This is a genomic window from Actinoallomurus oryzae, from assembly GCF_039541955.1.
In the GTDB taxonomy this organism is placed as follows: Bacteria; Actinomycetota; Actinomycetes; order Streptosporangiales; family Streptosporangiaceae; genus Actinoallomurus; species Actinoallomurus oryzae.
On the sequence record NZ_BAABHF010000010.1, the window covers coordinates 1 to 25104 of the forward strand.

Sequence of the window (25104 nt, forward strand, 5' to 3'; positions counted from 1 at the left end):
GGGCGCTCGGGCTCGTGGGAGGGGCTGCGCCTGCGCCCCGTGCCGTGCGGCGTGCCGGACGGGGACGGGCCGGCGCCTCCGCCGGCGCGCTCGCCCTCGGCGCTCACGGCGGGCCGCTCGCGCTGCTCGCCGCCGTCGCCGGGCTCCGGGGACGCGTCGTCGGCCGGACGGCCCGCCGGCGCGGGGTAGCCGCGTACGCGCTGTGGCGCCGGATCGCGCCGCACCTTCTCCGGCCGGGTCGCGCGCGGGTCATCGGAGTCGAGCCGGGTGGCGTTCGGGTCGCCGCCGGCCGGCATGCGGGGATTGTCGGTGCGCGTCGCGTTCGGATCGTCCACGCGCGTCGCCCAGGGGTCGCCGGCGCCGGGCCGGCTCCACGGCCCGCCCGGACGGCGGGATCCGCGCCCCGGCGTGGCCGGCGGAACCGTGGCGGTCCCTTCTGCCGGTGTCGGCCGCAGGCTCGGACGCTGGGCGGGCGCCGGGGCCGCGGCACGCCCGGACGGCACTTCGGCGCGCGTCGCGGGCGCCGGACGGGCCGGGGCGGCGGCGTCGTGCAGCGGTGGGGCGCTCCGCCCGGAGGACGCCACGGCGTCTGGGGCCGGCCGTGCGCTCCGCCCGGACTGCCCGCCGGTGTGCACCCGGCCGGACACCCCGCGGTGCCGCAGCCAGACCCGCCCGACGATGGCGACCTCGTCCGGCTCGCGGATCGGCGTCAGCCGTGCCCAGGTCTTGGCCTCGGTGAGATAGCGGATCTGGGAGATCATCAGCTCGGTCAGCCGCTTGCCCTCGATGACCGGCCGCGTCGCGAGGTACGTCAGGACACCGGGCGGCACGATGTACACCACGTGCCAGGGCGTGTGGAACGGCACCTGGAGAAGCTGAAGCAGGACGATCCACGGCACGAATATGCCGAAGAAGACACCGATCTGCACCAACGGCAGCGGCATCGGCAGCCTGAGATCATAAAGCTTGTAGAGCCGCTTTTCGATGCGCCAGATATTGGTGTACGTGGGCAGATCCACGCGGGCCCCACTCCCCTAACTGGAACCGACCATATTCAGACTACTCGGCAGTTTCGTTTATCAGGATATGCTTACTCCAAGCGCCTTGGCGATCGCTTTTGCCGTCGTCTCGATGATATTCGGTACGTAGAAGATCACTCCAATGCCGATGGCCAGAATGATGAACTGAACGAACCGCGTGATCTCTCGCGTGAAAAGAAAGAAGATCGCGACGATCGAGACGATGACCAGGAACAGCGGCCCGAAGATCTGACGAAGCCATTTCGCGAGATCATCGGTGTTCAGGCCATTGGCGGGCTCCGCGATCTCGTGGTGCGGGAGCATCGCCAACATATGCTGAATCATCGACCTAGCCTTCCTCGGTCGGGGAGTGAATCGTAGCTTCCGGATGAGACCGGCCGGTTCCTCATGACGCGGCCGGCAGTGTAGAACCCCGAATGTCCGTTACGTACCAATTGCCGTCTTTTTTCACCATCGTGAGCTGATAGGTCTGCTCGAGCGAGCCACCCGTGGTCTTGGGCTGACCAGGAGGGACCTGCCAGATCACGGTCGCGTTGACCGTCCGCGCGTTGGCGTCGCCCTGCGGCGCGTCGACCTCTTTCAGCGCGCCGAACGTGAGCACGTTGCCGAGTCCCGTCACCGGCGGGTCGGAGTAGCGCTGCAGCGAAGCGGTGTCGCCACTCGCGTACGCCTTGAAGAACCCCGTGAGGGGCTCCTGCAACTCGGCCTCGAGCGCGGAATCGCGATCTTGGTTGGCCGCCGGCAACGCCGCCCTCGGCGGCGCCGGAAGCGTCGCGGGCCGGCCGGATATCGCCAGCGCGCCGTCCTTCGCGTAGACCGGGACGGCCAGCTGGAAGATTTTTCCGTTGGCCTGCACGAGCAGCGTCACGATCGCCCGGTTGGCGTCTTGAGCCTCGACCGAGGAGACGTGCGCCGACCGCAGCACCGACTTTCCGCTGTTGTTCCAGCCCAGTTGCGCGTCCACCCCGGGAGCGATGAATTGGGCGAGTTGCCGCTGCCGGTCCGCCGCCGTCGCCGGGTCGTAATTCAGATAGACATCGGCGAAGGACAGCGCATAGGAAGAGGCCTCTTCCTGCGGGAACGCCGGTTTTTGCGCCGAGGGGGCGGACGGCGCCGACGGCTTTGCCGTGAAGCGCTCGAACGGCGCCCTGACGCCGTTGACCAGCACAACGATGATAAAGGCCCAGAGGATGACACGGCCGGCGTAGATCCACCACCGGCCGCCGGAGCCTCCCCAGCCGCCGCGGTCACCGCGACCGCCGCCGGACCCACCACGGGCCTTGCCCCGCCGCCCCTTGTCGTCTGGCTGATCCCAGGGGTCGGCGGGCGGGAATCCGCCCGGCGGGTAACCGGGCGTGCCGGCGTCTACAACGCCGGACGACCTGCGAGCCATCGTCCCTCCGCTCGCGCCTGCCCAGCCGGATCGGCGCGCGTCTTATCCATCTACTGGTGTTCGATTTACCACCTTAACCACGGCGGTCAATTGTTCCAGTGTCGAGCGGAGATGCACAGCCCCGGCACGCGGTTGTGGATAACTCCGTGTGACGGGCAGTATTACCGGAAGGCGAGGTTTGTCTCGCTTCCTACACGTTGAACCGGAACTCCACGACGTCGCCATCCTGCATGACGTACTCTTTGCCCTCCATCCGGGCCTTCCCGGCGGCACGCGCGGCGGCGACGGAGCCCTCCTCGATGAGGTCGCCGTAGGACACGATCTCGGCCTTGATGAACCCGGTGCGGAAGTCGGTGTGGATGACGCCGGCGGCCTCCGGCGCGGTCGCGCCCTTGCGGATCGTCCAGGCCCGCGCCTCCTTCGGGCCCGCCGTCAGGAACGTCTGCAGCCCGAGCGTTTCGAACCCGACCCGTACGAGCTGTGCCAGCCCCGGCTCCTGCTGGCCGGTCGACTGCAGGAGCTCCAGGGCCTCGTCGTCCGGCAGCTCGATGAGCTCCGACTCGATCTTCGCGTCGAGGAAGATCGCCTCGGCCGGGGCGACGAGCCCCTGCAGCCGCGCGCGCAGGCCCTCGTCGCCCAGCTCGTCCTCGTCGACGTTGAAGACGTACAGGAACGGCTTGGCGGTGAGGAGGTGCAGCTCGCGCAGGACGCCCGGCTCGAGCCCTGAGGCGTACAGCGTGGTGCCCTCGTTCAGCACCTTCTGCGCCGTCTGGGCCGCCTCCACGACCGCGAGCTTGTCCTTGTCCTTGGTGGTTCGCGCCTCCTTCTCCAGGCGCGGCAACGCCTTCTCCAGCGTCTGGAGGTCGGCGAGGATCAGCTCGGTGTTGATCGTCTCGATGTCGCGCGGCGGCGCCACGTCACCGTCGACATGCGTGACGTCCGGGTCGTCGAAGACCCGGATGACCTGGCAGATCGCGTCGGTCTCCCGGATGTTGGCGAGGAACTGGTTGCCCAGTCCCTGCCCCTCCGAGGCACCCTTGACGATGCCCGCGATGTCGACGAACTGCACGGTCGCGTGCACGATCTTCGCGGAGTCGTACAGCCGCGCCAGCTCGTCGAGGCGCGGGTCGGGCAACCCGACCACACCGACGTTCGGCTCGATCGTGGCGAAGGGGTAGTTCGCCGCGAGAGCGGTGTTCTTGGTCAGGGCGTTGAAGAGCGTCGACTTGCCGACGTTGGGCAGCCCGACGATTCCGATGGACAGGCTCACGGACGGCGAGTCTACGGCCCTGCCGCGCCCAGACCGTCATCCGGCGGAGCGCTACCGGCCCGCCTGGTCAAGGTGCCGGGTGGCCTGCTCGGTGAGCGTCCGCACCACGGATGCCGGGTCCCGCGCGTTCCGCTCCTCGAAGCTCTCGAACTCCACCCTGAACACCTGGTTGCTCAGGCGCGTGTAGGACTCACAGCTCCCTGCCGAACCCTTGGAAGCGTTGCATGCCATGAAGCTCTCGTCGCCGCTCGACAGTGGAACGATCGTGACACCGGGCTCGTCGGCCTGTCGCCGCCTGACGCCGTACTGGTCCTCGGCGTCCTTGACGGTGGACCGGTCGAAGGTCTCCACGTACACGTGCACCCGCCCGGCGGTGTTCGTGCCGCTCGCCTCCCACGTGCACGCGGCCCCCTCCAGGCCCGGTTCCGGGCCGGCGCCCGGCACGTACACCTGGATCTGCGCCTGACCGAGCAGCCAGCACCCTGCCGGGGCGTGTTCGAACCGGCCCTGCGACCTGGTGTGGTTCACGATGATCAGCACGACGCCGAGGACCACCACGACCAGGAACCCGGCGATCAGGAGGATCGCCAGCAGGCCCCCTCGCGACCTCCGTGGCGGGGCACCGGGCATGGCCGGGCGGGGAGGGTGCCCAGGCGGACCGGGGTACGGCGGGCCCGGATGCGACGGTCCCTGGTAGGGACCCGGACTGTACGGTGGTTGCACGAATGTTCCCTTTGGTCATCAGACGCACCGGAGCGTAGCGGACGAATTCTTGGTCCGTGAGTGAGAGTTCCGCCCGCAGTGGCGCCCTCACCCGCGCGTCGGGCCGACTTTGCCCGGCCGCTTTGTCACGATGCGGAGATGGACGTTCTGCTCGGTCTGGTCGTCGGTCTCATCGTCGGTGCCGTCGCGGGCGTGGCCTGGGCCCGGAGCCGTACGGCGGTGCTCACGGCGCGGGCCGAGGCCGCCGAGGAGAAGGTCGCCTACGTCGAGGAGCGCCTCACCGAACGCTTCCAGGCGCTGTCGGCGCAGGCCCTGGACGCCAGCAACCAGCGCTTCCTGGAGCTGGCCGGCACCCGCCTGGCCACCGCGAACGCCGAGGCGGCCGGCGAGCTCGACAAGCGCATCGCCCCTCTGAAGGACACGCTCGGCCGGGTCGAGGCGCAGCTGCGCGAGGTCGAGACCGGCCGCCGGGAGTCGCACGCGATGCTGGCCAAGCAGGTGGAGTTCGTCCGGCAGAGCTCCGACCAGCTCCGCCGGGAGACCCAGACCCTCGTACGGGCGCTCCAGCGGCCCGAGGCGCGTGGCCGGTGGGGCGAGCTCCAGCTGCGGCGCGTGGTGGAGATCTCCGGCATGACGCGCCACTGCGACTTCGACGAGCAGGCCACGGCCGGGAGCGGGGTCCGCCCCGACATGGTCGTACGCCTCGCGGGCGGCAAGAACATCGTCGTCGACTCCAAGGTGTCCCTCGCGGCGTACCTGGAGGCGGCCGACGCCGACGAGCCCGGTGTGTGGAAGGCGCGCCTCGACGCGCACGCCCGGCACCTGCGCGACCACGTGGACCGGCTGGCGGCCAAGTCGTACTGGCGCTCATTCAGCCCCGCACCGGAGTTCGTGGTGCTGTTCGTGCCGGGAGAGGCGTTCCTGGCGCCGGCGCTGGACCGCGACCCCGGACTGCTGGAGTACGCGATGCGCCGCCGGGTGCACATCGCCACCCCGACCACGCTCGTCACCATGCTGCGGACGGCGCACTACGCGTGGCAGCAGGAGGCGCTGTCGGAGAACGCCCGCGCCGTGTTCGAACTCGGCCGGGAGCTGTACGAGCGGCTCGGCACGCTGGGCCGCCACGTCGACCAGCTCGGCAAGTCGCTGACGAACGCGGTCGTCGCCTACAACCGCACCGTCGGGTCGCTGGAGAGCCGGGTCCTGGTCACCGCGCGGCGGCTGAACGAGCTCGGCGTGACCGACGACGAGCTCGACCCACCCGCCCAGGTCGGCGAACCGGCCCGCTCGCTGTCCGCCGCCGAACTCGCCGACGACGCGGACGAGAACCGCCAGATCCGTCTGCTTCCCTGATGCCGGTAACGTCGTGTCGCGGGACGTGACCCCCCGAAGCGGGTTACCGTACGCTCAGGCAGGCTCGACTCTGGGACGGCTGGTGGCAACGGACACGCGCGGAGGCCCGAAGGTGGCATCTCCTCCCCCGGGAGGGAAGCGCCGGCGGCGCCCGCCCTCCGGCCCGGCCATCACCCTGACCGGCCGGGGCGGCATCGTCGTCGTGTTCGCCGCGACCCTGCTCGGCGCGGTCTTCGGCGGGCTGCTGGGCCTGCACGGGGCGCAGGGGTTCCTGTTCGTGCTCGGCTGCCTGCTGGCGGTGCTGACCACCCGCCGTACGGATCTGCTCGTCCTCGTGGTCAGCCCACCGCTGATCTTCTTCTTCGTCTCGCTGCTCGGCGCGGCCGTCGGCTCGTTCGGGGAGCGCTCGTTCGTGGTCAGCATGCTGCTGACCCTGATCACGACGTTGACGTCGAACGTGCCGTGGCTGTTCGTCGGCGCGCTGCTCGTGGTGCTGATCGCCGTTCCGCGCGGGCTCCCGGCGAACCTGCGGGAGCTGCGCGCGAGCATCGCCGAGGACAACCCCTTCCGCGGCCGCACGTCGCTGCGCGGCCGCAAGGACGATGACGACGACCCGGTGCGCTGGGACGAGCCTCCGGCCCCGGGCGCGTCCTCCGAGTAGGCCTGGCCGGGAGCTCAGGCGGAGCGCAGGTCGCGGCGGAGTTCGTGGGGCAGGGCGAAGACCATGCGTTCGCGGACGGACTCGACCTCTTCGACCGTGTCGAAGCCATGGGCCGCGAGGTGCTGGAGAACGCCGTCCACGAGCTCCTCCGGCACCGAGGCGCCGCTCGTCACGCCGACCGTCGTCACGCCCTCCAGCCATGCCGGGTCGATCTGGTCGGCGTAGTCGACCAGGTACGACGCGTCGGCGCCGTGGTCCTTGGCGACCTCGACCAGGCGCTTGGAGTTGGAGGAGTTCTGGGAGCCGACCACGATGACCAGCTCGGACCGGGCGGCGATCTCCTTGACCGCGACCTGACGGTTCTGCGTGGCGTAGCAGATGTCGTCCGACGGCGGGTCGATCAGCTTGGGGAACCGGGCGCGCAGGGCCTCGACGGTCGCGGTGGTCTCGTCCACGGACAACGTGGTCTGGGAGAGCCACACGACCTTCTCCGGATCGCGGACCGTGATGCGGGCCACGTCGTCCGGCCCGTCGACCAGTTGGACGTGCTCGGGGGCCTCGCCGCTGGTGCCGATGACCTCCTCGTGGCCCTCGTGGCCGATGAGGAGGATGTCGTAGTCGTCGCTCGCGAACCTCCGGGCCTCCTTGTGCACCTTGGTGACCAGCGGGCAGGTCGCGTCGATCGTGCGGAGGCTCAGACCGGCGGCCTCGTCGTGGACGACCGGAGCGACGCCGTGGGCGGAGAAGACCACGATGGCGCCCTCGGGGACCTCCTCGGTCTCATCCACGAAGATCGCCCCCCGCTCCTCGAGGGTCTTGACCACGTGGACGTTGTGCACGATCTGCTTGCGCACGTAGATGGGGGCGCCGTAGCGCTCGAGCGCCAGCTCGACCGTCTGGACGGCACGGTCGACGCCCGCACAGTAACCACGCGGCTTGGCCAGGAGAACGCGACGAGTCATAGGCACCATGGTAGGCGGCCTCGCGGTGCGCGATCCGACCACGGAGAAACCGGCCACGGCGCGTGAACGTCGCGACACCGTAGGGCAGAGTGTTCGTAGACACAACGTCGGGTACCGGCCGGTCCGTTTGTACCGGGCTGGAGAGAGCAGAAACAAACGATGACACGATCACCACGCCACCTCAGGGAACAGGTCAAGGACACCGTCAGCGAGCTGCCGATCCAGGCCGCCCGGTTGGCGGTCATGGGGGTCGGGCGGGCTCTGCTGCTCACCGACCGCCTGCGCAAGGACTACCGCGAGGCGCGCGAGTCCGGGCTGAGCCCCGTGCTGGGCCGGCTGAAGAACGACGCCGAGAACTTCACCGGAATGGTCGTCGGCAAGGTCGCCGGCAACGGCAGGGCCCCGACGCCGCCGAAGGGCCGCGCGGCCGACGACTCGGAGATCTCCGTCGGCAAGCCGAAGCCGTCCGCGACCACGCGCCCGGCCACGCCGCCTCGGCGGCCCGCCGAGCGCGCGAAGCCGGCCGCGGCGCCCCCGGCCCGGCCCTCGGCCGCCTCCCGGCCCAAGCCCGCGACGGCGAAGCCCACGGCCGCCAAGCCGGCGACCGCCAAGCCCTCGCCGAAACCGGCGCCGAAGCCCTCGCCGAAGCCGGCCGCCAAGGCCAGGCCCGCCGCGGCGGAGAAGGCCAAGCAGGCTGAGACGAAGGCCGCGCGGCCGAAGGCGCGCGCCAAGACGGCCGCGAACCTGCCGATCTCGGGGTACGACGAGGCGACGCTCGCCTCCGTACGCGCCCGGCTGCGGGGCCTGGACGCCAAGCAGGTCGACGAGCTGCGCGACTACGAGCGGGCGCACGCGGCGCGCGCCGACTTCCTGCGCATGTACGAGAACCGCATCGCCAAGCTGCGCGGCGGCCACTGACCGAGGCCGCCCGGGACCGCCGCGCGCCCGTACGGGCCCGGCGGCGCTGACGTGTACGCCGGTGCCGGGGGAAGGCGTGGTTCCCCGGCATCGGAACGGCGCGGACGAAGGCCGCGCCTACACGACCACGTGTCCGACCGTGGCGCGGTGTGCGGGGGACGCTCCCCCGTCGGGAAGAAGCTCACCGGTGTCGTCGAAAATGATCACACCGTTGCACAACAGTCCCCACCCCTGTTCCGGGTGGTAGGCGACCAGCTTGGCCGCGTCGTGGTCCGGCGCCTCCGCGGATGGGCAGAACGGCTGGTGCTCACACACAGGACTCACACCCCCTGAAGAACCTGCTGTCGCCTGGCCCCGCACACCAGCATGGCCCGTGCCCGCGGGAAAGGCATCGGGACAACTACGTAGACGAATACCCGTACCCGTACCAGTCCAGGTCCCTGTCACGAGCCGGCGAACAGCTTCTCCAACGCCGGCAACGCGGCCTCGATGGAGGCCCGCTCGGCGTCGTTCAGCAGTGTCATACGCCCCGCCAGAAAGGTGATCCGCTGTTCGCGGCCCTGCTGAAGCCGTTGGCGTCCCAGAGGGGTGAGCTCGGCGGTGACCACCCGTGCGTCGTCGGCCTCGCGTCCCCGGGTGACCAGCCCGTCGCGGGCGAGGCGGCCGATCTGCCGTGTCATGGTCGGCAGCCGTACACCGTGCTCCGCGGCAAGGTCGGACATCCGGCGTGAGCCACCCTCCAGCGAGCCCATCACGAACATCTGCTGTGTCGTGACGGCCTGGCCGGCGTTCGCGCGACGGAGCATGAGCACGAGGTCGCGGATCTGCCGGTTGAATCGTTCGGCGAGCGCACGGGGATCGGACATGACCTTTCCTCCTTCCACGCTAGCAGAGAGCCCCGTTCAGCTGGGGTGATTACGCAGTGTGGGGCGTACCGCACGCTCCGTCCAGCCCGGCTCGCCAGAACCACCAGGCTCGTTGCCTCCCGGCCGCGCACCGTCCCCGTGGGCCGTTAGGCTGCGCGCATGGCGCTGGAGACCTCGCCGGAGTCGCCGACCCCGGTCCGTACCGTCCTGCAGCTCGTCGGAGGCTGGATCTCCAAGCTCGGCCGGATCTGGGTCGAAGGGCAGATCACCGAGCTCAACCGTCGCGCGGGCACGGTCTACTTCACGCTGCGCGACCCGGTCGCCAACGTGTCCGTACGCGTGGTCTGCCCGCGCACCGTCTGCGACGCCGGGGGTCCGGCCGTGGTCGACGGCGCACGCGTGGTCGTGCACGCCAAGCCCGACTTCTACATCAACCGCGGCTCGTTCGCGCTCTCGGCGTTCGAGATCCGCCCGGTGGGCGTCGGCGAGCTGCTGGCCCGGCTGGAGCGGCTCAAGCAGCTCCTCGCCGCCGAGGGCGTGTTCAACGCCGAGCGCAAGCGCCCACTGCCCTTCCTGCCCGGGACGGTCGGGCTGATCTGCGGGCGTGACTCCGCCGCCGAGCGCGACGTGCTGGAGAACTCCCGTCGCCGCTGGCCCGCCGTCCGCTTCAAGGTGGAGAACACCGCCGTGCAGGGCACCTACGCGGCCGGGGAGGTCATCGACGCCCTGGGCCGGCTCGACGCCGACAAGGACGTCGATGTGATCATCATCGCCCGCGGCGGCGGCTCCCTGGAGGACCTGCTCGCCTTCTCCGACGAGGCCCTCGTACGCGCGGTGGCCGCCGCCCGCACGCCCGTGGTCTCGGCGATCGGGCACGAGCAGGACACGCCGCTCCTCGACTACGTCGCCGACGTCCGCGCCTCGACGCCGACCGACGCCGCCAAGAAGACCGTGCCCGACGTGCGCGAGCAGCTCACGCTGGTCCGGCAGCTGCGCGACCGCGGCCGGCGCTGCCTGTCCGGCCGGGTCGAGCGCGAGGTGCAGTGGCTGGCCGGGGTGCGTTCGCGGCCCGCGCTGGCCGATCCCGTACGGGAGATCGAACGCCAGGCGGAGGCGGTCACCACCCTGCGCGACCGGGCACGGCGCTGCCTGTCCGCGGCCCTCGACCGCGCCGCGGACGACCTCTCCCACACCCGGGGCCGGCTCGTGGCCCTCTCCCCCGCCGCCACGCTTCAGCGCGGCTACGCCGTCATCCAGCGTCCCGACGAGTCGGTCGTCGGCGCCGCCGCCGACGTGAGCAAGGGTGACGAGTTGCTGATCCGCTTCCACGACGACCGGATCGCCGTACGCGCGGAGGACGACGGAACGGTGTGAGCACCGCCTCACCTGGTGAAACCCCGTAAAACGCCCCGAGCACCCCCGGATCATGCGGATAATGGTCGCTCACCTCATCCGTCACTCTTACCCCATCCGTCGAAGGACTCCCCGTGACTCAGCCCCCGTACCAGCAGCAGCCGTACCAGGGGCCCGGCCCCTACCAGCAGCAGGCGTACCAGCAACAGCCCGCCCCGGGGCAGTACCAGGCGCCGTACCAGCAGCCCCAGCAGCAGCAACAACCGCCACAGTACGGCCAGCATTGGGGCCAGCCCCCTCAGCAGGCCTACCAGCAGCCGCAGCAGCAATACCAACAGCAGCAGTACCAGGGCCAGCAGTACCAGGCACCGCAGTACCAACAGCAGCAGGCCGGCCATCAGGCCTACGGAGGACAGAGCTGCCGTCTGTGCGGAAGCGCACCCGCCGTGCAGGCGACGTTCCGCGCCGTGGTCGGCGCGGTGTTCATGCACACGATCTGGACGGCACCGGGCCCGTACTGCCGCGACTGCGGCCTGCACACGTTCCGGCGGCAGACCGCCAAGTCACTGACGGGCGGCTGGTGCAGCATCGGCGCCATCGTGCTGACTCCGATCTTCGTGCTGATGAATCTCAGCTCCCGCAGCAACGTCGCGAAGCTGCCCGCGCCGCAGCCACAGGGCGACGGACGCGCGCCGCTCGACCCGGGCCCGCCGGTGTTCCAGCGCCCGGGCGCCTACCTCTACCCGGGGCTGGCGTTCCTCCTGGTGATCCTCATCATCATCGGAAATCTCAGCAGCTGACCGGCGGCTCGGCACGGGCGGGCCGCGGTGCCCGTAGGGTGGTTCGGGTGACGGAGGAGAAACCAGAGCTGTCCTATGAGCAGGCCCGTGACGAGCTGACGGACGTCGTACGCCGGCTGGAGGCCGGTGGGCTCACTCTCGAGGAGTCGCTCACTCTCTGGCAGCGCGGCGAGAAGCTGGCCGGCATCTGCGAGGAGTGGCTGGAGGGCGCCCGCGCCCGGCTCGCCGCGGCCATGGCCGAGCGCGCCGAGCCGAACACCGAACCCGCCGAGAGCGCGCCCTTCTGAGCCGCCGCACCCCGCCGGATCCGTGCGCCGCGGGTCAGCCGACGGGCGTGGCGGCCGAGGACGGCTTGGGCTGCGGCTTGAGCGCGGCCGCGAGCACGCCGAGCTCCTCGTACGAGGCCGTGCCGGTGAGGATGATCGTGACGCCGGGGAAGCGGTGGATGAGCGAGCGCTGCTTCTTGTCCGGCCGGAACCTGCGGTCCCAGGTCGCGCCGGCGATCTGGGACGTGCCGTCGGGGTGGCCCTGACTCGTCATGCGATCGATGAAGTGACCGGCGCCGTCGGGCGTCTCGTTGCTCTCCTCCAGCGCGGCGTACTCCTTGCTCGGCGTGGAGAAGCCGAGGTGCCAGGAGATCGGCCCCCGCCCGTGGCCGCTGAGCCGGGTGCTGGTGGCGAACCACCGCTGCGGCAGGCCCTGGGGCGCCAGTACCTGGTAGGGGGCGACGGCGGTGAGCCCCGCCAGGTCGCTGCTGTAGTCGGCGTGCGGCATGGCGGACTCGTTGTGCCGCGGGGTGATCAGGATGACCACGCCGACGAGGGCGAGCGACGCGACCAGCGCCATGCAGAAGCCCGGCAACCCCGACATCAGCCGCTTGTAAACCGACGGCGACACGACGTACGGCCCCTCGGGCGGACGGGTCGCCGTGGCGGTGGTGCCGGGAGCGCCGGTGTCCGGAGCGTCCGGGGCGTTGGCGTCGTCCGCCGGCTCACGACCGTCCACGGGAGCTCTCCATGCGGGAAATGATCGCCAGGACGTCGTCGGCGAGGCGCCGTGACGCCGTCTCGTCCTCCGACAGTGACACCTCCGAGACCGCGCCGGACATCGCGCCGGTCAGCACGACGACGAGCGCCTCGTCCACCTCGCCGTCGCCGGTGTGGAAGAGCGCCGCGTTGCGCCGCGCCCAGGTGCGGAGGCGGTCGCGCAGGGCCCGGTCGAAGCCGGGCGGCCCGTCGCCGGACAGGAACAGCCGGGAGAGGTCGGGCTCGGCGAGGCACCCGTCGAGGTAGGCGCGCGCCCCGGCGATGAACAGCCGCATCGGGTCGGTCTCGCCCTGGTCGCGGGCGAGGTGGACGGCCTCGCGGGTGCGCTCCTGCTGGCGGTTCTGGAACTCCTCGAAGAGCGTGAGGTAAAGGTCGGCCTTGCCGCTGAAGTGGTGATAGAGGCTACCGACGCTCGCGCCGGCCTTGGCCACGATGTCGGTCACCGCCGCCTGCGCGAACCCGGACACCGAGAAGACTTCACGCGCCGCCGCCAGCAGGGCTCCGCGCGTGGCCGCACCCCGGTCAGAGGTGCGCTGGAGGTGTTCGATGCTCAACTGCGCGCTCCTCGCCGTGCCGGAGAGGCGCACGGCACTCGCCACCGACGGCCCGCCGGGCATGTCGCTCGCCCCTCGGGCCGCCTCTTGATTTCGCTGCTCATTACGGCCCTAGATTACGCCCTGTCTGCGCTGAATTTACGTCCACCGGCATCAGCCGCCGATGATCCGGCGGCCTGGAGCCCGCGCGGGGGCGCGGCGCACGGTGGCGCGGTTGACGCCCGGACTCTCAGGCGGGCCGGTGCGGCCGCCGGGTGGGCGAATCGTCAAAGTGGTGTTTCTCGCACGCAACCTTTCCTCCAAAGCGGGCATGTTTGCAGTGCTTGCGCCTCCACTGCGCCGCAGCCCGGACGTGCGAACATGCGATCGACCTGACACTCGAGGAGGGAGCGGCTCGACCCCGGCCGGGAGGCCGGGCCGCGACGCCGCGTGATCCGATGACCGAAACAAGCACTCCGTCGTCCCCGTTGGTGACCGAGGCCCACGCCCCGGACCGCAACCTCGCGCTGGAGCTCGTGCGCGTGACCGAGGCCGCGGCGATGGCCGCCGCGCGCTGGGTGGGGCGCGGCGACAAGAACGGGGCCGACGGGGCGGCGGTGAACGCCATGCGCCAGCTGATCAACACGGTGTCGATGAACGGTGTCGTGGTGATCGGTGAGGGCGAGAAGGACCAGGCCCCGATGCTCTTCAACGGCGAGCGGGTCGGCGACGGCAACGGCGCGGACTGCGATGTCGCCGTGGACCCGATCGACGGCACGCGGCTGACCGCGCTCGGGCAGAGCAACGCGATCGCGGTGATCGCGGTGAGCCCGCGGGGCACCATGTACGACCCGTCGGCCGTGTTCTACATGGAGAAGCTGGCGACCGGTCCGGAGGCGGCCGACGTCGTCAACATCGACGCGCCGGTGGCGGACAACGTCCGGGCGGTGGCGCGGGCCAAGGGCTGCTCGTCGTCGGACGTCACGGTGGTCATCCTCGACCGGCCCCGGCACGAGCGGATCGTCGAGGAGGTGCGCGAGGCGGGCGCCCGGATCAAGTTCATCACCGACGGCGACGTCGCAGGCGCGATCATGGCGGCGCGGGAGAACACCGGCATCGACCTGATGCTGGGCATCGGCGGCACGCCGGAGGGCATCATCGCGGCCTGCGCGATCAAGTCGCTCGGCGGCGTGCTGCAGGGGCGGCTGTGGCCCAAGGACGACGCCGAACGGCAGAAGGCGATCGACGCCGGACACGACCTGTCGCGCGTGCTGACCACCGACGACCTGGTCACCTCCGACGACGTGTTCTTCGCCGCCACCGGCATCACCGACGGCGAGCTGGTCGGCGGGGTCCGCTACAGCAAGGGCCTGGCGTACACGAACTCGCTCGTGATGCGCTCACGCAGCGGGACGATCCGCCGGATCGACAGCGAGCACCGGCTCGCCAAGCTCCGCGCCTACTCCGCCATCAACTTCGACACCGCGAGTTAGGCCGTCGCGCACCCTTCCGGCCGCGGGGGCCGGAAGGGTCGCGTTCTTCGTCCGGGCCGAAGCGCCGTACGCTCGCCCGATGGCGACTACTTGACGCTGCCGGCGGTCAGGCCGCCGATGAGGTACCGCTCGATCACGATGAACAGGATGACGACCGGCACGATCGCGATCAGCGAGGTCGCGAACAGGTACTGCCAGTGCTCCTGGTACCCCGTGACGAACGACGGGACGGCCACGGTCAGCGGCTGGCGGTTGGGGGACGAGGTGATCGTCAGCGCGACGACGTACTCGTTCCACGCCCCGATGAACGTGTAGATCACCGCGGTGACGAGGCCGGGCAGGGACAGCGGCAGCGTCACCTTGGTCAGGGCCTTCACCTTGCCCGCCCCGTCGAGGTAGGCCGCCTCCTCCAGCGCCTTGGGGATGCTGGAGAAGTACCCGTGCAGGATCCACACGCAGAACGGCAGGTTGAAGGCGGCGTTGACCAGGATCAGGCCGAGCAGTGTGTCGGTCAGGTTCAGCGACACCATCTCCCGGTAGATGCCGACCACCAGGGCGGTGGGCGCGAACATCTGGGTGATGAGCACCAGCAGCAGGAACGGGGTGCGCAGCCAGAACCGGTTGCGCGCCGTGTAGTACGCCGCGGGCAGCGCCACCAGGAGCGCGATCAGCGTGGCCGCGCCGGCCACGGTGAGCGACACCTGCATGTTCGTCCAGATCGGCGCGGCCTTCCAGACGTCGACGAAGTTCCCGAAGTTCCAGTGCTTGGGCAGGAAGGTCGTCGGCGACGCGGTCAGCTCGCGGTCGGGCTTGAGCGCCGTGAGGAGCATCTCCAGGTACGGCGCGACGAAGATGAACGCGACCAGGTACCCGACGCCGGCCAGGATCGCGCGCTTGCCCCGGCCAACCGACCCCGATCGGCCTCCCGGCTTCGCCCGGCCGGGCCCGCCCCGGCGGGCCGAACGCGGACGTGTGCTCTGGACGGTCGTGGCCCCTCCTTCGTCGGAGGGGGTGACCACCGGGGCCGTGTCTCCGGCCCCCTCGCTTCGCTCGGTCAGGGATCCTCCTTCGTCGGAGGGGGTGACCACCGGGGCTGCGTCTTCGGTTCCCTCGCTTCGCTCGGTCACGGTTGCGCCTCCCCGCGCCAGCCGACGGCCCGCAGGTAGAGCAGGACCAGGACCAGGATGAGCACGAAGTTCACGACCGCCATCGCGGCCGACTCACCGACGCTGCCCGAGCCGACGAAGGCCAGCTTGTACATGAACGTCGTGCTGGTGTCCGTCTTGGTTCCGGGCCCGCCCTTGGTCATCGCCCAGATGATCGGGAACGAGTTGAAAACGTTGATCACGTTGATGATCGCGGCGACCAGCAGGGCCGGGCGCAGCAGCGGCAGCGTGATGCGGAAGTAGGTGCGTGCGCGGCCGGCCCCGTCGACGCGAGCCGCCTCGTAGACCTCCTGCGGGACGGTCTGCAGCCCGGCCAGGATGACGAACGAGGTGAACGGCAGCGAGACGAAGACGGCCACCCACATCATCCAGATCAGCGCCTGGGTGGGGTGGGCCAGCCAGTTCACCGGGTGGTCGATCAGCCCGACGCCCTGGAGGATCTTGTTGACCACGCCGTAGGAGTAGTTGAGCATCCAGTTCCACGTCAGCGCGGTCATCAGCACCGACGCGGCCCAGGGCACGATCACCGCCCAGCGCACCACGCGCCGTCCGGGGAACCGGGCGTTGAGCAGCTGCCCGAGCGCCAGTGACACGACGATCGTGACCAGCACGACGCCGACCACCCACACCACCGTGCGCAGCAGCACGCTGACGAGGCCGGTCTCGGCGAACAGGTCATGGTAGTTACGGGTCCCGTTGAAGCCGAGCGTCTTCCCGGACGAGCTGACCTTCAGCAGCGACGTCCAGGCCATCTCGATGACCGGCCACAGGACGACCGCGGCGATCAGGATGATCGCGGGGCCGATCCACGGCAGCGGCGCGAGCGCCCGGAGGATCCGCCGGCCGATGCTGGGCGAGCGCGGCGTGCGCGCCGGGGACGCCGCCCCGGCGCCACGCGCCTCGATGGTGTCGTGCACGAGCCGTCCGTCAGCCGTTCTTCTGCGCGGTCTGCTGGAGCTCGCTCAGCACGCTCTTCGGGTCACCGGTGATGGCGGTGCCGAGCTTCTCCTTGACCGTGTTGGCCAGCGGTCCCCAGGCGGCGTTGCCGGTGGGGTAGAACTTGGCGTTCGGCAGGGCGTCGATGAACGGCTTGTCGTACGGCACGGCCTTGCCGATCACGTCGCCCGCCGACTTGGTCACCGGGAGGAAGCCCTCTTCCTTCTGGAAGTTGGCGACGTTGTTCGTCTGGTAGAAGAAGTTCAGGAACTTCGAGACGGCGTCCTTCTTCTTGCCGCCGTTGTTCTTGAACGCCACCAGGAAGTCCTGCACACCGAGCGTGCTGGGCGTGCCGCCGGCCTTGGTCGGCAGCGGCGCGATGGCGTACGGCAGCTTGGCGTTGACCTTGTTGATGAAGCCCGCCGGCATGAAGACGGCGCCGTTGAGCATGCCGATCTTGCCCTGCGCGAACTGGTTGAAGACGTCCTTGCGGTCGGTCGTCTCGGGGTTCGGCTGCGTGAGGCCGGACTTGCTGAGGTCCTTGAGGTAGTTGAGCGTGTCGACGTTGGCCTGGCTGTCGATCGCCCAGTTGCCGGACTGGTCGACGTAGCCGCCGCCGTTGTTCATCGCCCACATGAAGAACTCGGCCTGGGACTCCTCGGCGCCGAGCGGCAGGCCGAGCGGGAAGACGCCCTTCCCGCCCTTGTCCTTGATCTTCTGGGCGTCGGTCTTGACCTCGTCCCAGGTCTTGGGCGGCGCGGAGATGCCGGCCTTCTTGAAGATGTCCTTGTTGTAGAAGAACAGCCGGACGCTGGACAGCAGCGGCATGCCGTACTGCGTGCCCTTGTACTTGTCGCCCTCGACGAACGACGGGAGGATGTCGCTCGACACCTGCGGGGACAGCACGTCCGAGGTCGGGAAGAGCAGGCCGTCCCGGGCAAAGTCGGCGAACGCGTTGTAGTTCAAGATGTCGGGCGTCTGCTTGGTCTGGACGTAGGTCTTGACCTTGGCGTCCATCTGGGTCCAGTCGACCATTTCCAGGTTGACCTTGTAACCCTTGTTCTGCGCCTCGAACGTCTTGATGAGGCTGTCCCAGAGGCTCTTGGTCTTGTCGTCGTAGATCGCGGCGACGAACCTGATCGTCTTGTTGTCGCCGCTGTCGCCTGAGGAACTCCCCTTGCTGCATCCGGTCAAACCGAGGGTCACCGTGAGACCCGCGGCGATAACGCCGGTGAGGTGCCGTTTCACCTGTCCCCGCCTTCTCGTGTGAGGCTTCGGGGCGCGCGGGTGCGCGCGACGTCCCCGGTCGTGTGTGGAAAAAGGATTCGCCAACCCCCGGCCGGGCCCTCGGCTCATCACCTCCGAGCGGCCGCTTGACGTGGCACAGCTGGTGTGCGGCTCGCGCCGCCACCTCCTTTCACAGGCATGAAAGGTTGTGCACGATTCGACTGCTCACTGAGCAGAATCGCGCATGGCACTGAACGATAGGAGCTGGTCCGTACCAGTTCAAGGGGATGCGCGACGAGGAGTCTCAACCGTTATTGAACCTCCCCCGTGACCTGCTGCTCCGGTCCGTGATCAGCGGGCCGGGCGGCGCAGGCGGCCCAGCCGGCGGCGTTTCGGCGTACGCGCGCCGACCGAACCGAACACGACCGTGCCGCTCACTTCGATGACGGGCACGTCCGGGCCCTGCGGTTGCCGTACGCGCAGCGCCTGGGTGCCGACGATGGACCGCCCGGTGAACTCCACGCGCACGCCCTCGGGGACGACCAGCCGGAGCCGCCCGCCGAGCACGCTCGCGCGTACGACGATGTGGCGGCGCTGTAGCAGCGCCTCGCGCAGATCGATCTCCAGCGTGCCGAAGACCGCGGCGGCCGCGAACCGGCCGGGCACGACCCACCGCCCGTCGCGGCGTACGGTGCCGAACAGGGCGTGCAGCGGTCCGGGATCCAGCCGGATGGGCTGCCGGTCGGCCGGCAGCAGGTCGCGGGTCAGCTCGGCGAGCTCACCCAGCGTGCGGGCGGCGTACGCCCGCTCGACCCGCTCGCCGTGCTCGTCGAGGGTGATCCGGCCGTCGCCGTGGGCCTCCCTCAGCAGGCGCACGACGTTCTCCCGGTCGGTGTCGGAGGCGCGCAGCTCACGGGGAGAGAGATCGTCGCTGTCGGATTTCCACGGAAGGTCCACGACCCAGACGATATTCGTTGGCGGTCTGTCGTAGGCGCTGCCTACCGTGAACGATATGGCCATCCTGCTGCGCGACGTCGTCAAGCGGTATACCGATCGTGACGGCACGTCGATCGCGGCCGTCGACGGGCTCACGCTGGAGGTGCCCGACGGCGTCTGTCTCGGGCTGCTCGGCCCCAACGGCGCCGGCAAGTCCACGACGATGCGGCTGCTGACCGCCCAGTCAAGGGCCGACGAGGGAATGATCAACGTGCTCGGCCACGCCATCCCGCGTGAGGCCAAGCAGGCACGGGCCCTGATGGGCGTGGTACCGCAGACCGACAACCTCGACGAGGAGCTGACCGCCCGGCAGAACCTCGAGGTCTTCGCGAGGCTCTACCGCGTCCCGCGCGCCGGCGTACGCGCGGCGGTCGACCGCGCGCTGGAGATCGCCCACCTGACCGGCCGGGCCGACGCGCGCGCCGACAAGCTGTCGGGCGGCATGCGGCGGCGGCTGCTGGTCGCACGCGGGCTGGTGCACTCGCCGCGCCTGGTGCTGCTGGACGAGCCGACCGTCGGCCTCGATCCGCAGGTGCGCGCGGACCTGTGGGGGTTGATCGCCGGGCTGCGCGCGTCGGGGGTGACCGTGCTGATGTCCACGCACTACATCGAGGAGGCCGAGCGGCTCGCCGACTCCTGCGCCCTGATGTCGCACGGCAAGGTGATCGCGACCGGCAGCCCCGCCGAGCTGATCGCCGACCACGCGGGCGACCGCGTGGAGGAGCACGAGGGCTCGCCCGAACGGCTGGCCGAGGTCGAGGGCCTCGCCCGGCGCGCGGGCCTGCCGACCCGCCGCACCGGCCCGACCGTGTCGGTGCTGCGCGCCGAGCGGATCTCACCGTCGCTCGCCGACAGCCTGGCCAACGGCGACCGGGTCGTACGCCGCGCCGCCAACCTCGAGGACGTCTTCGTCATGCTGACCGGAGAAACCGTTGACTGACCACGAGCGAGCGCGACCAGAACAGCTGAGGACGTTCGAGTGGGCTCCGGTGCGCGGGGTGTGGCGGCGGGAGCTGGCGCTGTTCCGCCGTTACTGGGCCTCGTCGTCGTTCGCGTCGATCATCGAGCCGACGATCTACCTGCTGGCGTTCGGCTTCGGCTTCGGCTCGCTGGTGGGCCATGTCGCGGGCTACCGCTACGTCGACTTCGTCGGCACGGGCGTGGTCGCGACGGCGACGCTGTTCACCTCGGTGTTCCCGGGCATGTTCAACACCTACATCCGCCGCACCTACCAGCACTCCTACGACGCGGTCCTGGCCGCCCCGGTGGACGTGCACGAGGTGGTGGCCGGCGAGGCGTCCTGGATCGCGGTCAAGAGCGGGGTCTACTCCTGCGCTCCCATCCTCGTGTCGCTGGCCTTCGGCCTGCGCCCGGACATCGGTGTGATCGCCGTGCCGATCTTCACCGTGCTGACCGCCGCGGGCTTCGCGCTGTTCGGCATCTGGGCGTCCACCGTGGTCCCGTCGATCAACAGCTTCGACTACATCATCAGCGGGGTGCTGGCCCCGCTGTTCCTGGTCGCGGGCACGTTCTTCCCGATCAGCGGCCTCCCCCACTGGGCCCACCCGATCGCGCACGTCAACCCGCTGTACCACTGCGTGGAGCTGGTGCGCCACGCCGTGTTCGGCTTCCATCCGCTCGCCGACCTGGGCCACGTGGGCGCTCTGGTGGTGTTCGCCGCCCTGATGTGGTTCCTCGCCGTCCGCGGCATGCGCCGCCGCCTCATCGACTGACCGCACGCGCCACCTACCTCACCCGGCCCTCCGGACCGTATTGACCCTGACGCGCCTGGTCTCTACGCTGACGCGAACCTCTTTCATGTTTCGGGGGGGCGCGGTGACGGCAGAGATCGACCGACAGGCCCGGCGAGGCCGTCTCGCGGCGTACGCCGCGTTCGGGGTGCAGGGTCTCTCGTTCGCCGCGCTGGTGACGCGGATTCCGGAGATCCAGAAGGCGCACCACCTCAGCGACGGCACGCTCGCCCTGGTCCTGCTGGCCGTGCCCGTCGTCGCCGGGGTCGGCAGCGTCCTGGCCGGGACGCTGATGCCGAGGTACGGCAGCGGCCCGGTGCTGCGGGTCGCCCAGCCGCTCGTCCTGCTGTCGATCCTCGCGATCGGCGTCGCGCCCGGCAATCCGGCGCTGTACGCGGCCACCGCGCTCTTCGGCCTGTTCGTCGGCGCCGTGGACGCCTCCATGAACGCCCAGGCGGTCACCGCCGAGACGCGGTACGGCAAGAGCCTGCTGACCGGGTTCCACGCGATCTGGAGCGCCGCCGGCATCCTCGCCGGGCTGTGGATCGCGCTGGCCAACCGGGTCGACATGGGGCTCGGCACCGGGTTCGCCGTCCCGGCCGTGCTCGGGCTCGTGGTCTCCCTCTCCAGCGGCCATCGGCTGTATCCACGGGCGATGGAGTCCGCCGGGCCCAGCGGCGACCAGCTCCGGGCCGCCGCCAAGCGGGTCCCGTGGAGACCGATCGTCGTCATCGGCGTGGCCGTGACCTGCATGTACATCGCGGACTCGGCCACGTCGAGCTACAGCGCCAAGTACCTGAAGGACGACCTGCACGCGGCCGGCGCGGTCGCGCCACTGGCCTACGTCGCGTACCAGGTCTGCATGATGTTGAGCCGAACCGGCGCCGACTTCGTCGTACGGGCGTACGGGGCGGCGCGGGTCGTCGCGGTGGGTGCGGTGATCGGCGGGCTCGGGCTGCTGGCGGCGGCGCTCGCGCCGGATCCGGCGGTGGCGATCGCCGGGTTCGCGGTCGCCGGGCTGGGCCTGGCCGTCGTGGTGCCGACGTCGTTCTCCGCGGCCGGACGGCTCGATCCCACCGGCCTGGGCATCGCCGTGGCACGGGTCAACGTCTTCAACTACGTCGGCTTCGTGCTCGGCGCGGTCATCGCGGGTGCCGTCGCGTCGGTCCTGTGGATCGCCTATGCCGTCGGCGCCGCGCTCACCCTCGTGATCCTCGGGGCCGCCCGGGGCTTCGAGCCCGCGCCGCTCGCGCGCGTCGGCCAGGACGCCCCGGTCGCCGAGCGTCCCGTCGCCTGACGGAGACGGGACCCGCGGCGTGCGTGGACGGGCTCAGTGACGCGAGCCCTCTTCCCGCGCGATGCGCGTCATGGCCTTCTCGCCGGCGCGTTCGGCCTCTTCCGGGGACATGTCGGCGAGAGCGATGCGCAGGGCGACCTCGGCCGCGTCCGCCGCCGCTCTCGCGGTGATCGTGTGCGTGTGGGCGCGCTCGATCTCACCGAGACCGATGCAGTCGAAGGCGACCTGAGTATCGTGGGCCGCCAGCTCAAGTTGGCGGGCTGCTTCGTCCAGGCTCATCACATTCCTCCATCGTCGTGGCGGTATTACCCACCATCACCGGCCCCACACGCGTATCGGGGACCCGCCGGTCCCACGCGACCGGCGACAGCGGCGAGCGTAGTCGACGTGCTACTCACCGTGCCGGATAAGCCTTCAGGACGCCGCGCCGTACAGACCGGCGAACCAGGAGATCGGGCCGTCACCCGCGCCGGCCCCGGGCCGGACACGGACGCGGATCCGGGCGGGACCGGAGCCCGCCGGCAGCCGGAGGGACCGGGACTCCGGAGGACCGCCGCCGACCGTGGCGCACGTGCCGCGGACGAGCGACCCCGCGTCCCCGACCACGTACGCGGTGAAGGTCAGCAGGCGTGGCCCGGAGGGACAGGTCACGACGACCGACACCCGTGCGCCGCCGTGACCCGCGCCGAGCCGCAGTGTCAGCGCCGAGGTGTCCGGCCAAATCGCGCCGCCCCGGGCCAGGCGTACGGCCGGTGACCCGCCCGTCTCGCCGCCGATCGTCGCCGGGAGCGGACCGGTCTCCGAAGCGGACGTCCGCGGGGCGGGAGAGGGGGCCGCGGCCGAGGGAGTCCGCGGCGTCGGCCGGCCGGAGTATCGGGCGGGCGTGCCCTTCACCCCGGCCAGGACGCCCGCGCCGACCGCCAGGACCAGCACGCCGACCGTCACGACCGGCACGACCCCGACGCGCTCGGCGAGCCGCCGCCGGCGCCGCGGCGGCCGCGAAGGCGGCGACGGTGGCGCGGCGACGGCCGCGAGCAGCTCCCCCGCGCGCCCGGCGGTGAGGCGCCGGGCCGGGTCCTTGGTCAGCAGGCCCGCGAGCACGGGCCGGAGCGGCCCCGCGCGCATCGGGGGGTCGGGCTCGCTGGTGACCAGGGCGCTCAGCGTCGCCATCGCGGTCTCGTGGTCGTACGGCGGGCGGCCCTCCACCGCGGCGTAGAGCGTCGCGCCGAGCGACCACAGGTCCGACGCCGGAGTCGCGGGTTCGCCGCGTGCGACCTCGGGCGCGACGTACGCCGGGGAGCCCATGAACGTGCCGGTCTGGGTCAGTGTGGTGGCGCCGTCGTAGGTCGCGATGCCGAAGTCGGTGAGCACGACCCGCCCGGAGGTCTCCAGCAGGACGTTGCTCGGCTTCACGTCGCGGTGGACGATGCCGGCGTCGTGCGCGGCGCGAAGTGCGGACAGCAGTTGCACGCCGATCTCGGCGACGCGGCGCGGGGAGATGGGACCGTCGTCGACGAAGACGTCCTCCAGGGAGCGCGCCGCGACGTACTCCATGACCAGCCAGGGGCGTGAGTCCTCGATCACCATGTCGTAGATGGCGATCAGCCCGGGGTGGCGCAGCCGGCCGGCGGCGAGCGCCTCACGGTCGGTGCGCCGGAGGAGGTTCATCCGCTCGCGGTGGCCGAGGCTGGGCGGCAGGTGCACCTCCTTGACCGCGACCTCGCGGTCCTCCAGCTCGTCATGGGCCCACCAGACCGTTCCCATGCCGCCCCGGCCGATCTGGTCGATGAGCCGGTAGCGGCCGGAGAGCAAGCGATCCCGCGACTCGGCCACGAAGCGCAAGATACCTGGGAGACGTTGACTCCGGTATCCAGACCTTTGCCGTTCGCTTGCACGTGACCCGGCCGAAAATGGAGGATCGACGGATCGGGATCACCCGATCACCACGGAGGACTGGCGTATGGCGACACCTTCGGCCTCGGCGGACGAGAGCCTGCCCGCGGGCGTCCGGCCGCTGACGCCTGAGGACCCCGGCCGGATCGGGGAATATCTGCTGCTCGGACGCCTCGGCCACGGTGGGATGGGCGTCGTCTATCTCGGGCGCGGTCCCGGCGGCGCTCTCGTCGCGGTCAAGATCGCCCACGGTGAGACGGCCGGCGACGAGGATCTGGCACGCCGGTACGAGGCGGAGGTCGCGTGCCTGCGCCGGGCGCCCACCGCGTACGTCGCCGGCCTCGTGGCCGACGGCAGCGCCCACCGGCCGCCCTACGTCGTCACCGAGTACGTCGAGGGGCGGTCGCTGGCGCAGGCCGTGAACGCCGACGGGCCGCTGTCCGGCACGACGCTTCGGGCGCTGGCGGTCGGCGTGGCCCGCGCGCTCGCCGCCGTCCACCGCGCCGGCCTGATCCACCGGGACGTGAAGCCGGCCAACATCATCTTGAGCTCCACCGGGCCGCGTCTGATCGACTTCGGCATCGCGCGGCAGGTCGGGGACGCCGGCGGTCCGACCGGGCCGGGCCTGGTGGTGGGCAGCCCGGGATGGATCCCGCCCGAGCGCTTCGAACGCCTCCCGGCCACGCCCGCCTCCGATATCTTCGGCTGGGGGTGCGCCGTAGGGTTCGCCGCCACCGGCCGCAACCCGTTCGGGCGGGGCGACCCGGACGTCCTCGCGCAGCGCACCATGTTCGACCCGCCGGACCTCGACGGGCTGGACGACTCGCTGCGCGGACCGGTGGCCCAGGCCCTCAGCAAGTCTCCGGCCGGGCGTCCCGCCGCCGCCGAGCTGCTGGCCTGGCTCGACTGGGCCGGCGCCGCGCACGGGCCCGTACGCGAGCCCGCACACGAGGTGCCCGCCCCCGCGACGGCCCCAGACCCGGACCTGCCGCACACCGGTGACCAGGATCCGTTCCCGCCCGGCACCGCCTCGTTCGTGCCGAACCGGCGGACGGCACCGGCCGGCGGCCGGTCCGGCACCAGGGACCTGCCCCGTCCCCGCCGTCCCTCGGCGTCCGGGTCGGTCGCGGTGGCCGCCACGGCGACGGCGGCGCTCGTCGTCGTGCTCCTGACGACCGCCGCCGACCACGACCGGCGCAACTCCCCGGCACCGCACGGCGGCACGCCCACGGCGGTGCCGTCGAACGCCGCCGCCACCCACCGCGTGGTCACTCCGCGCCGCCGGACACACCACCCGGCCGCGCGGAGCTCCTCAGCCCAGCCGTCCCCGACGCGCGCCTCGGCGCAGAGCGCCAGGGCGGGCAAGGGGAAGGGCAAGGCCAAGGGAAGGACGAAGGGCAAGGGGCCCGGCGGCTGAGCGCCCGCCG

At 71.0% G+C, this 25104-nt stretch carries 27 protein-coding genes; 11 read left to right on the top strand and 16 right to left on the bottom strand.

Annotated elements, in window-relative coordinates:
- From ABEA10_RS04870 to ABEA10_RS04890, 5 genes are all read right to left on the bottom strand, one after another.
- Window positions 1-1019, bottom strand: a 1019-nt coding sequence (locus tag ABEA10_RS04870) for a conjugal transfer protein (RefSeq protein ID WP_345458084.1), incomplete at its 3' end; no start/stop codon positions are given.
- Window positions 1020-1079: 60 nt separating this feature from the next.
- Window positions 1080-1352 (bottom strand): hypothetical protein, encoded by a 273-nt coding sequence (locus ABEA10_RS04875; protein WP_425550867.1) that lies wholly within the window; start codon window positions 1350-1352, stop codon window positions 1080-1082.
- Between the two features lie 73 nt (window positions 1353-1425).
- Window positions 1426-2433: a conjugal transfer protein gene (locus tag ABEA10_RS04880; RefSeq protein WP_345458088.1), complete on the bottom strand. Its 1008-nt coding sequence runs from the start codon at window positions 2431-2433 to the stop codon at window positions 1426-1428.
- Between the two features lie 190 nt (window positions 2434-2623).
- Window positions 2624-3703, bottom strand: a complete 1080-nt coding sequence (gene ychF, locus ABEA10_RS04885) for a redox-regulated ATPase YchF (RefSeq protein ID WP_345458091.1) — start codon at window positions 3701-3703, stop codon at window positions 2624-2626.
- Window positions 3704-3754: 51 nt separating this feature from the next.
- Window positions 3755-4333: a hypothetical protein gene (locus tag ABEA10_RS04890; protein ID WP_345458094.1), complete on the bottom strand. Its 579-nt coding sequence runs from the start codon at window positions 4331-4333 to the stop codon at window positions 3755-3757.
- Between the two features lie 231 nt (window positions 4334-4564).
- Here ABEA10_RS04890 and ABEA10_RS04895 point away from each other — a divergent pair, with 231 nt between their 5' ends.
- Together ABEA10_RS04895 and ABEA10_RS04900 are read left to right on the top strand one after the other, a co-directional pair.
- The gene (locus ABEA10_RS04895; RefSeq protein ID WP_329242011.1) at window positions 4565-5779 is read left to right on the top strand and encodes a DNA recombination protein RmuC; all 1215 of its coding nucleotides are present in this window, start codon (window positions 4565-4567) and stop codon (window positions 5777-5779) included.
- A 112-nt stretch (window positions 5780-5891) separates the two neighbouring features.
- Window positions 5892-6440, top strand: a complete 549-nt coding sequence (locus ABEA10_RS04900) for a DUF6542 domain-containing protein (RefSeq protein ID WP_345458100.1) — start codon at window positions 5892-5894, stop codon at window positions 6438-6440.
- A gap of 14 nt (window positions 6441-6454) precedes the next feature.
- Here the strand turns inward: ABEA10_RS04900 and ABEA10_RS04905 are convergent, their stop codons facing one another.
- Window positions 6455-7402 carry a 4-hydroxy-3-methylbut-2-enyl diphosphate reductase gene (locus tag ABEA10_RS04905; protein WP_345458102.1) on the bottom strand — a complete coding sequence of 316 codons (948 nt, stop codon included), beginning with the start codon at window positions 7400-7402 and terminating at the stop codon, window positions 6455-6457.
- A 159-nt stretch (window positions 7403-7561) separates the two neighbouring features.
- Here ABEA10_RS04905 and ABEA10_RS04910 point away from each other — a divergent pair, with 159 nt between their 5' ends.
- Window positions 7562-8320 carry a DUF8129 domain-containing protein gene (locus ABEA10_RS04910; protein WP_345458104.1) on the top strand — a complete coding sequence of 253 codons (759 nt, stop codon included), beginning with the start codon at window positions 7562-7564 and terminating at the stop codon, window positions 8318-8320.
- A 117-nt stretch (window positions 8321-8437) separates the two neighbouring features.
- On the opposite strand, the gene ABEA10_RS04915 is transcribed toward ABEA10_RS04910, so the two are convergent.
- Both ABEA10_RS04915 and ABEA10_RS04920 read right to left on the bottom strand, forming a co-directional pair.
- A complete protein-coding gene (locus ABEA10_RS04915) occupies window positions 8438-8635 on the bottom strand; it encodes a DUF5999 family protein (RefSeq protein WP_345458990.1) in 198 nt (65 codons plus the stop codon).
- 128 nt (window positions 8636-8763) lie between these two features.
- A complete protein-coding gene (locus ABEA10_RS04920; protein ID WP_329242026.1) occupies window positions 8764-9186 on the bottom strand; it encodes a MarR family winged helix-turn-helix transcriptional regulator in 423 nt (140 codons plus the stop codon).
- A gap of 159 nt (window positions 9187-9345) precedes the next feature.
- On the opposite strand from ABEA10_RS04920, the gene xseA reads away from it, so the two are divergent.
- The 3 genes from xseA (at window position 9346) to ABEA10_RS04935 (ending at window position 11626) form a co-directional block, all read left to right on the top strand.
- On the top strand, window positions 9346-10560 hold the full coding sequence (gene xseA / locus ABEA10_RS04925; RefSeq protein ID WP_345458107.1) for an exodeoxyribonuclease VII large subunit: 1215 nt from the start codon (window positions 9346-9348) through the stop codon (window positions 10558-10560).
- Window positions 10561-10673: 113 nt separating this feature from the next.
- Window positions 10674-11339 carry a hypothetical protein gene (locus tag ABEA10_RS04930; RefSeq protein WP_345458109.1) on the top strand — a complete coding sequence of 222 codons (666 nt, stop codon included), beginning with the start codon at window positions 10674-10676 and terminating at the stop codon, window positions 11337-11339.
- Between the two features lie 47 nt (window positions 11340-11386).
- The gene (locus ABEA10_RS04935) at window positions 11387-11626 is read left to right on the top strand and encodes an exodeoxyribonuclease VII small subunit (RefSeq protein WP_345458111.1); all 240 of its coding nucleotides are present in this window, start codon (window positions 11387-11389) and stop codon (window positions 11624-11626) included.
- 34 nt (window positions 11627-11660) lie between these two features.
- Here the strand turns inward: ABEA10_RS04935 and ABEA10_RS04940 are convergent, their stop codons facing one another.
- A complete protein-coding gene (locus tag ABEA10_RS04940) occupies window positions 11661-12344 on the bottom strand; it encodes a DUF4245 domain-containing protein (RefSeq protein ID WP_345458113.1) in 684 nt (227 codons plus the stop codon).
- A complete protein-coding gene (locus ABEA10_RS04945) occupies window positions 12331-12939 on the bottom strand; it encodes a TetR/AcrR family transcriptional regulator (protein WP_329242040.1) in 609 nt (202 codons plus the stop codon). Before ABEA10_RS04945 ends, ABEA10_RS04940 begins: the two co-directional genes overlap by 14 nt.
- Window positions 12940-13376: 437 nt before the next feature.
- Here ABEA10_RS04945 and glpX point away from each other — a divergent pair, with 437 nt between their 5' ends.
- Window positions 13377-14411, top strand: a complete 1035-nt coding sequence (glpX, locus tag ABEA10_RS04950) for a class II fructose-bisphosphatase (protein ID WP_329242043.1) — start codon at window positions 13377-13379, stop codon at window positions 14409-14411.
- Window positions 14412-14497: 86 nt separating this feature from the next.
- Here glpX and ABEA10_RS04955 read toward each other — a convergent pair whose 3' ends face one another.
- The 4 genes from ABEA10_RS04955 to ABEA10_RS04970 all read right to left on the bottom strand — a co-directional run bounded on the left by ABEA10_RS04955 (window position 14498) and on the right by ABEA10_RS04970 (window position 18697).
- Window positions 14498-15538, bottom strand: a complete 1041-nt coding sequence (locus ABEA10_RS04955; protein ID WP_345458118.1) for a carbohydrate ABC transporter permease — start codon at window positions 15536-15538, stop codon at window positions 14498-14500.
- Window positions 15535-16494, bottom strand: coding sequence for a carbohydrate ABC transporter permease (locus tag ABEA10_RS04960; protein WP_329242049.1), 960 nt, complete (start codon window positions 16492-16494; stop codon window positions 15535-15537). Before ABEA10_RS04960 ends, ABEA10_RS04955 begins: the two co-directional genes overlap by 4 nt.
- Window positions 16495-16504: 10 nt before the next feature.
- On the bottom strand, window positions 16505-17761 hold the full coding sequence (locus tag ABEA10_RS04965) for an extracellular solute-binding protein (RefSeq protein ID WP_345458120.1): 1257 nt from the start codon (window positions 17759-17761) through the stop codon (window positions 16505-16507).
- 330 nt (window positions 17762-18091) lie between these two features.
- The gene (locus ABEA10_RS04970) at window positions 18092-18697 is read right to left on the bottom strand and encodes a DUF1707 SHOCT-like domain-containing protein (protein WP_345458122.1); all 606 of its coding nucleotides are present in this window, start codon (window positions 18695-18697) and stop codon (window positions 18092-18094) included.
- A 55-nt stretch (window positions 18698-18752) separates the two neighbouring features.
- Between ABEA10_RS04970 and ABEA10_RS04975 the strand changes: the two genes are divergently transcribed.
- The 3 genes from ABEA10_RS04975 to ABEA10_RS04985 all read left to right on the top strand — a co-directional run bounded on the left by ABEA10_RS04975 (window position 18753) and on the right by ABEA10_RS04985 (window position 21784).
- Window positions 18753-19676 carry an ABC transporter ATP-binding protein gene (locus ABEA10_RS04975; protein WP_345458124.1) on the top strand — a complete coding sequence of 308 codons (924 nt, stop codon included), beginning with the start codon at window positions 18753-18755 and terminating at the stop codon, window positions 19674-19676.
- Window positions 19669-20469 carry an ABC transporter permease gene (locus tag ABEA10_RS04980; protein WP_345458126.1) on the top strand — a complete coding sequence of 267 codons (801 nt, stop codon included), beginning with the start codon at window positions 19669-19671 and terminating at the stop codon, window positions 20467-20469. Before ABEA10_RS04975 ends, ABEA10_RS04980 begins: the two co-directional genes overlap by 8 nt.
- 103 nt (window positions 20470-20572) lie before the next feature.
- Window positions 20573-21784: an MFS transporter gene (locus ABEA10_RS04985; protein WP_345458128.1), complete on the top strand. Its 1212-nt coding sequence runs from the start codon at window positions 20573-20575 to the stop codon at window positions 21782-21784.
- A gap of 33 nt (window positions 21785-21817) precedes the next feature.
- On the opposite strand, the gene ABEA10_RS04990 is transcribed toward ABEA10_RS04985, so the two are convergent.
- Window positions 21818-22063 carry a hypothetical protein gene (locus ABEA10_RS04990; RefSeq protein ID WP_329242076.1) on the bottom strand — a complete coding sequence of 82 codons (246 nt, stop codon included), beginning with the start codon at window positions 22061-22063 and terminating at the stop codon, window positions 21818-21820.
- 135 nt (window positions 22064-22198) lie between these two features.
- Complete coding sequence (locus ABEA10_RS04995; protein ID WP_345458130.1) at window positions 22199-23617, bottom strand: serine/threonine-protein kinase; 1419 nt, start codon at window positions 23615-23617, stop codon at window positions 22199-22201.
- A 127-nt stretch (window positions 23618-23744) separates the two neighbouring features.
- Here ABEA10_RS04995 and ABEA10_RS05000 point away from each other — a divergent pair, with 127 nt between their 5' ends.
- Window positions 23745-25094: a serine/threonine-protein kinase gene (locus ABEA10_RS05000; RefSeq protein ID WP_345458132.1), complete on the top strand. Its 1350-nt coding sequence runs from the start codon at window positions 23745-23747 to the stop codon at window positions 25092-25094.
- Window positions 25095-25104 lie beyond the last annotated feature (10 nt).

What these genes read in the sequence shown, in the direction of transcription:
- ABEA10_RS04880 (WP_345458088.1), bottom strand. Translation starts at nt 2,433, where the DNA reads ATGGCTCGCAGGTCGTCCGGCGTTGTAGACGCCGGCACGCCCGGTTAC.
- ABEA10_RS04990 (WP_329242076.1), bottom strand. Translation starts at nt 22,063, where the DNA reads ATGAGCCTGGACGAAGCAGCCCGCCAACTTGAGCTGGCGGCCCACGAT.
- ABEA10_RS04975 (WP_345458124.1), top strand. Translation starts at nt 18,753, where the DNA reads ATGGCCATCCTGCTGCGCGACGTCGTCAAGCGGTATACCGATCGTGAC.
- ABEA10_RS04905 (WP_345458102.1), bottom strand. Translation starts at nt 7,402, where the DNA reads ATGACTCGTCGCGTTCTCCTGGCCAAGCCGCGTGGTTACTGTGCGGGC.
- ABEA10_RS04920 (WP_329242026.1), bottom strand. Translation starts at nt 9,186, where the DNA reads ATGTCCGATCCCCGTGCGCTCGCCGAACGATTCAACCGGCAGATCCGC.
- ABEA10_RS05000 (WP_345458132.1), top strand. Translation starts at nt 23,745, where the DNA reads ATGGCGACACCTTCGGCCTCGGCGGACGAGAGCCTGCCCGCGGGCGTC.
- xseA (WP_345458107.1), top strand. Translation starts at nt 9,346, where the DNA reads ATGGCGCTGGAGACCTCGCCGGAGTCGCCGACCCCGGTCCGTACCGTC.
- ABEA10_RS04895 (WP_329242011.1), top strand. Translation starts at nt 4,565, where the DNA reads ATGGACGTTCTGCTCGGTCTGGTCGTCGGTCTCATCGTCGGTGCCGTC.
- ABEA10_RS04890 (WP_345458094.1), bottom strand. Translation starts at nt 4,333, where the DNA reads ATGCCCGGTGCCCCGCCACGGAGGTCGCGAGGGGGCCTGCTGGCGATC.
- ABEA10_RS04910 (WP_345458104.1), top strand. Translation starts at nt 7,562, where the DNA reads ATGACACGATCACCACGCCACCTCAGGGAACAGGTCAAGGACACCGTC.
- ABEA10_RS04875 (WP_425550867.1), bottom strand. Translation starts at nt 1,352, where the DNA reads ATGTTGGCGATGCTCCCGCACCACGAGATCGCGGAGCCCGCCAATGGC.
- glpX (WP_329242043.1), top strand. Translation starts at nt 13,377, where the DNA reads ATGACCGAAACAAGCACTCCGTCGTCCCCGTTGGTGACCGAGGCCCAC.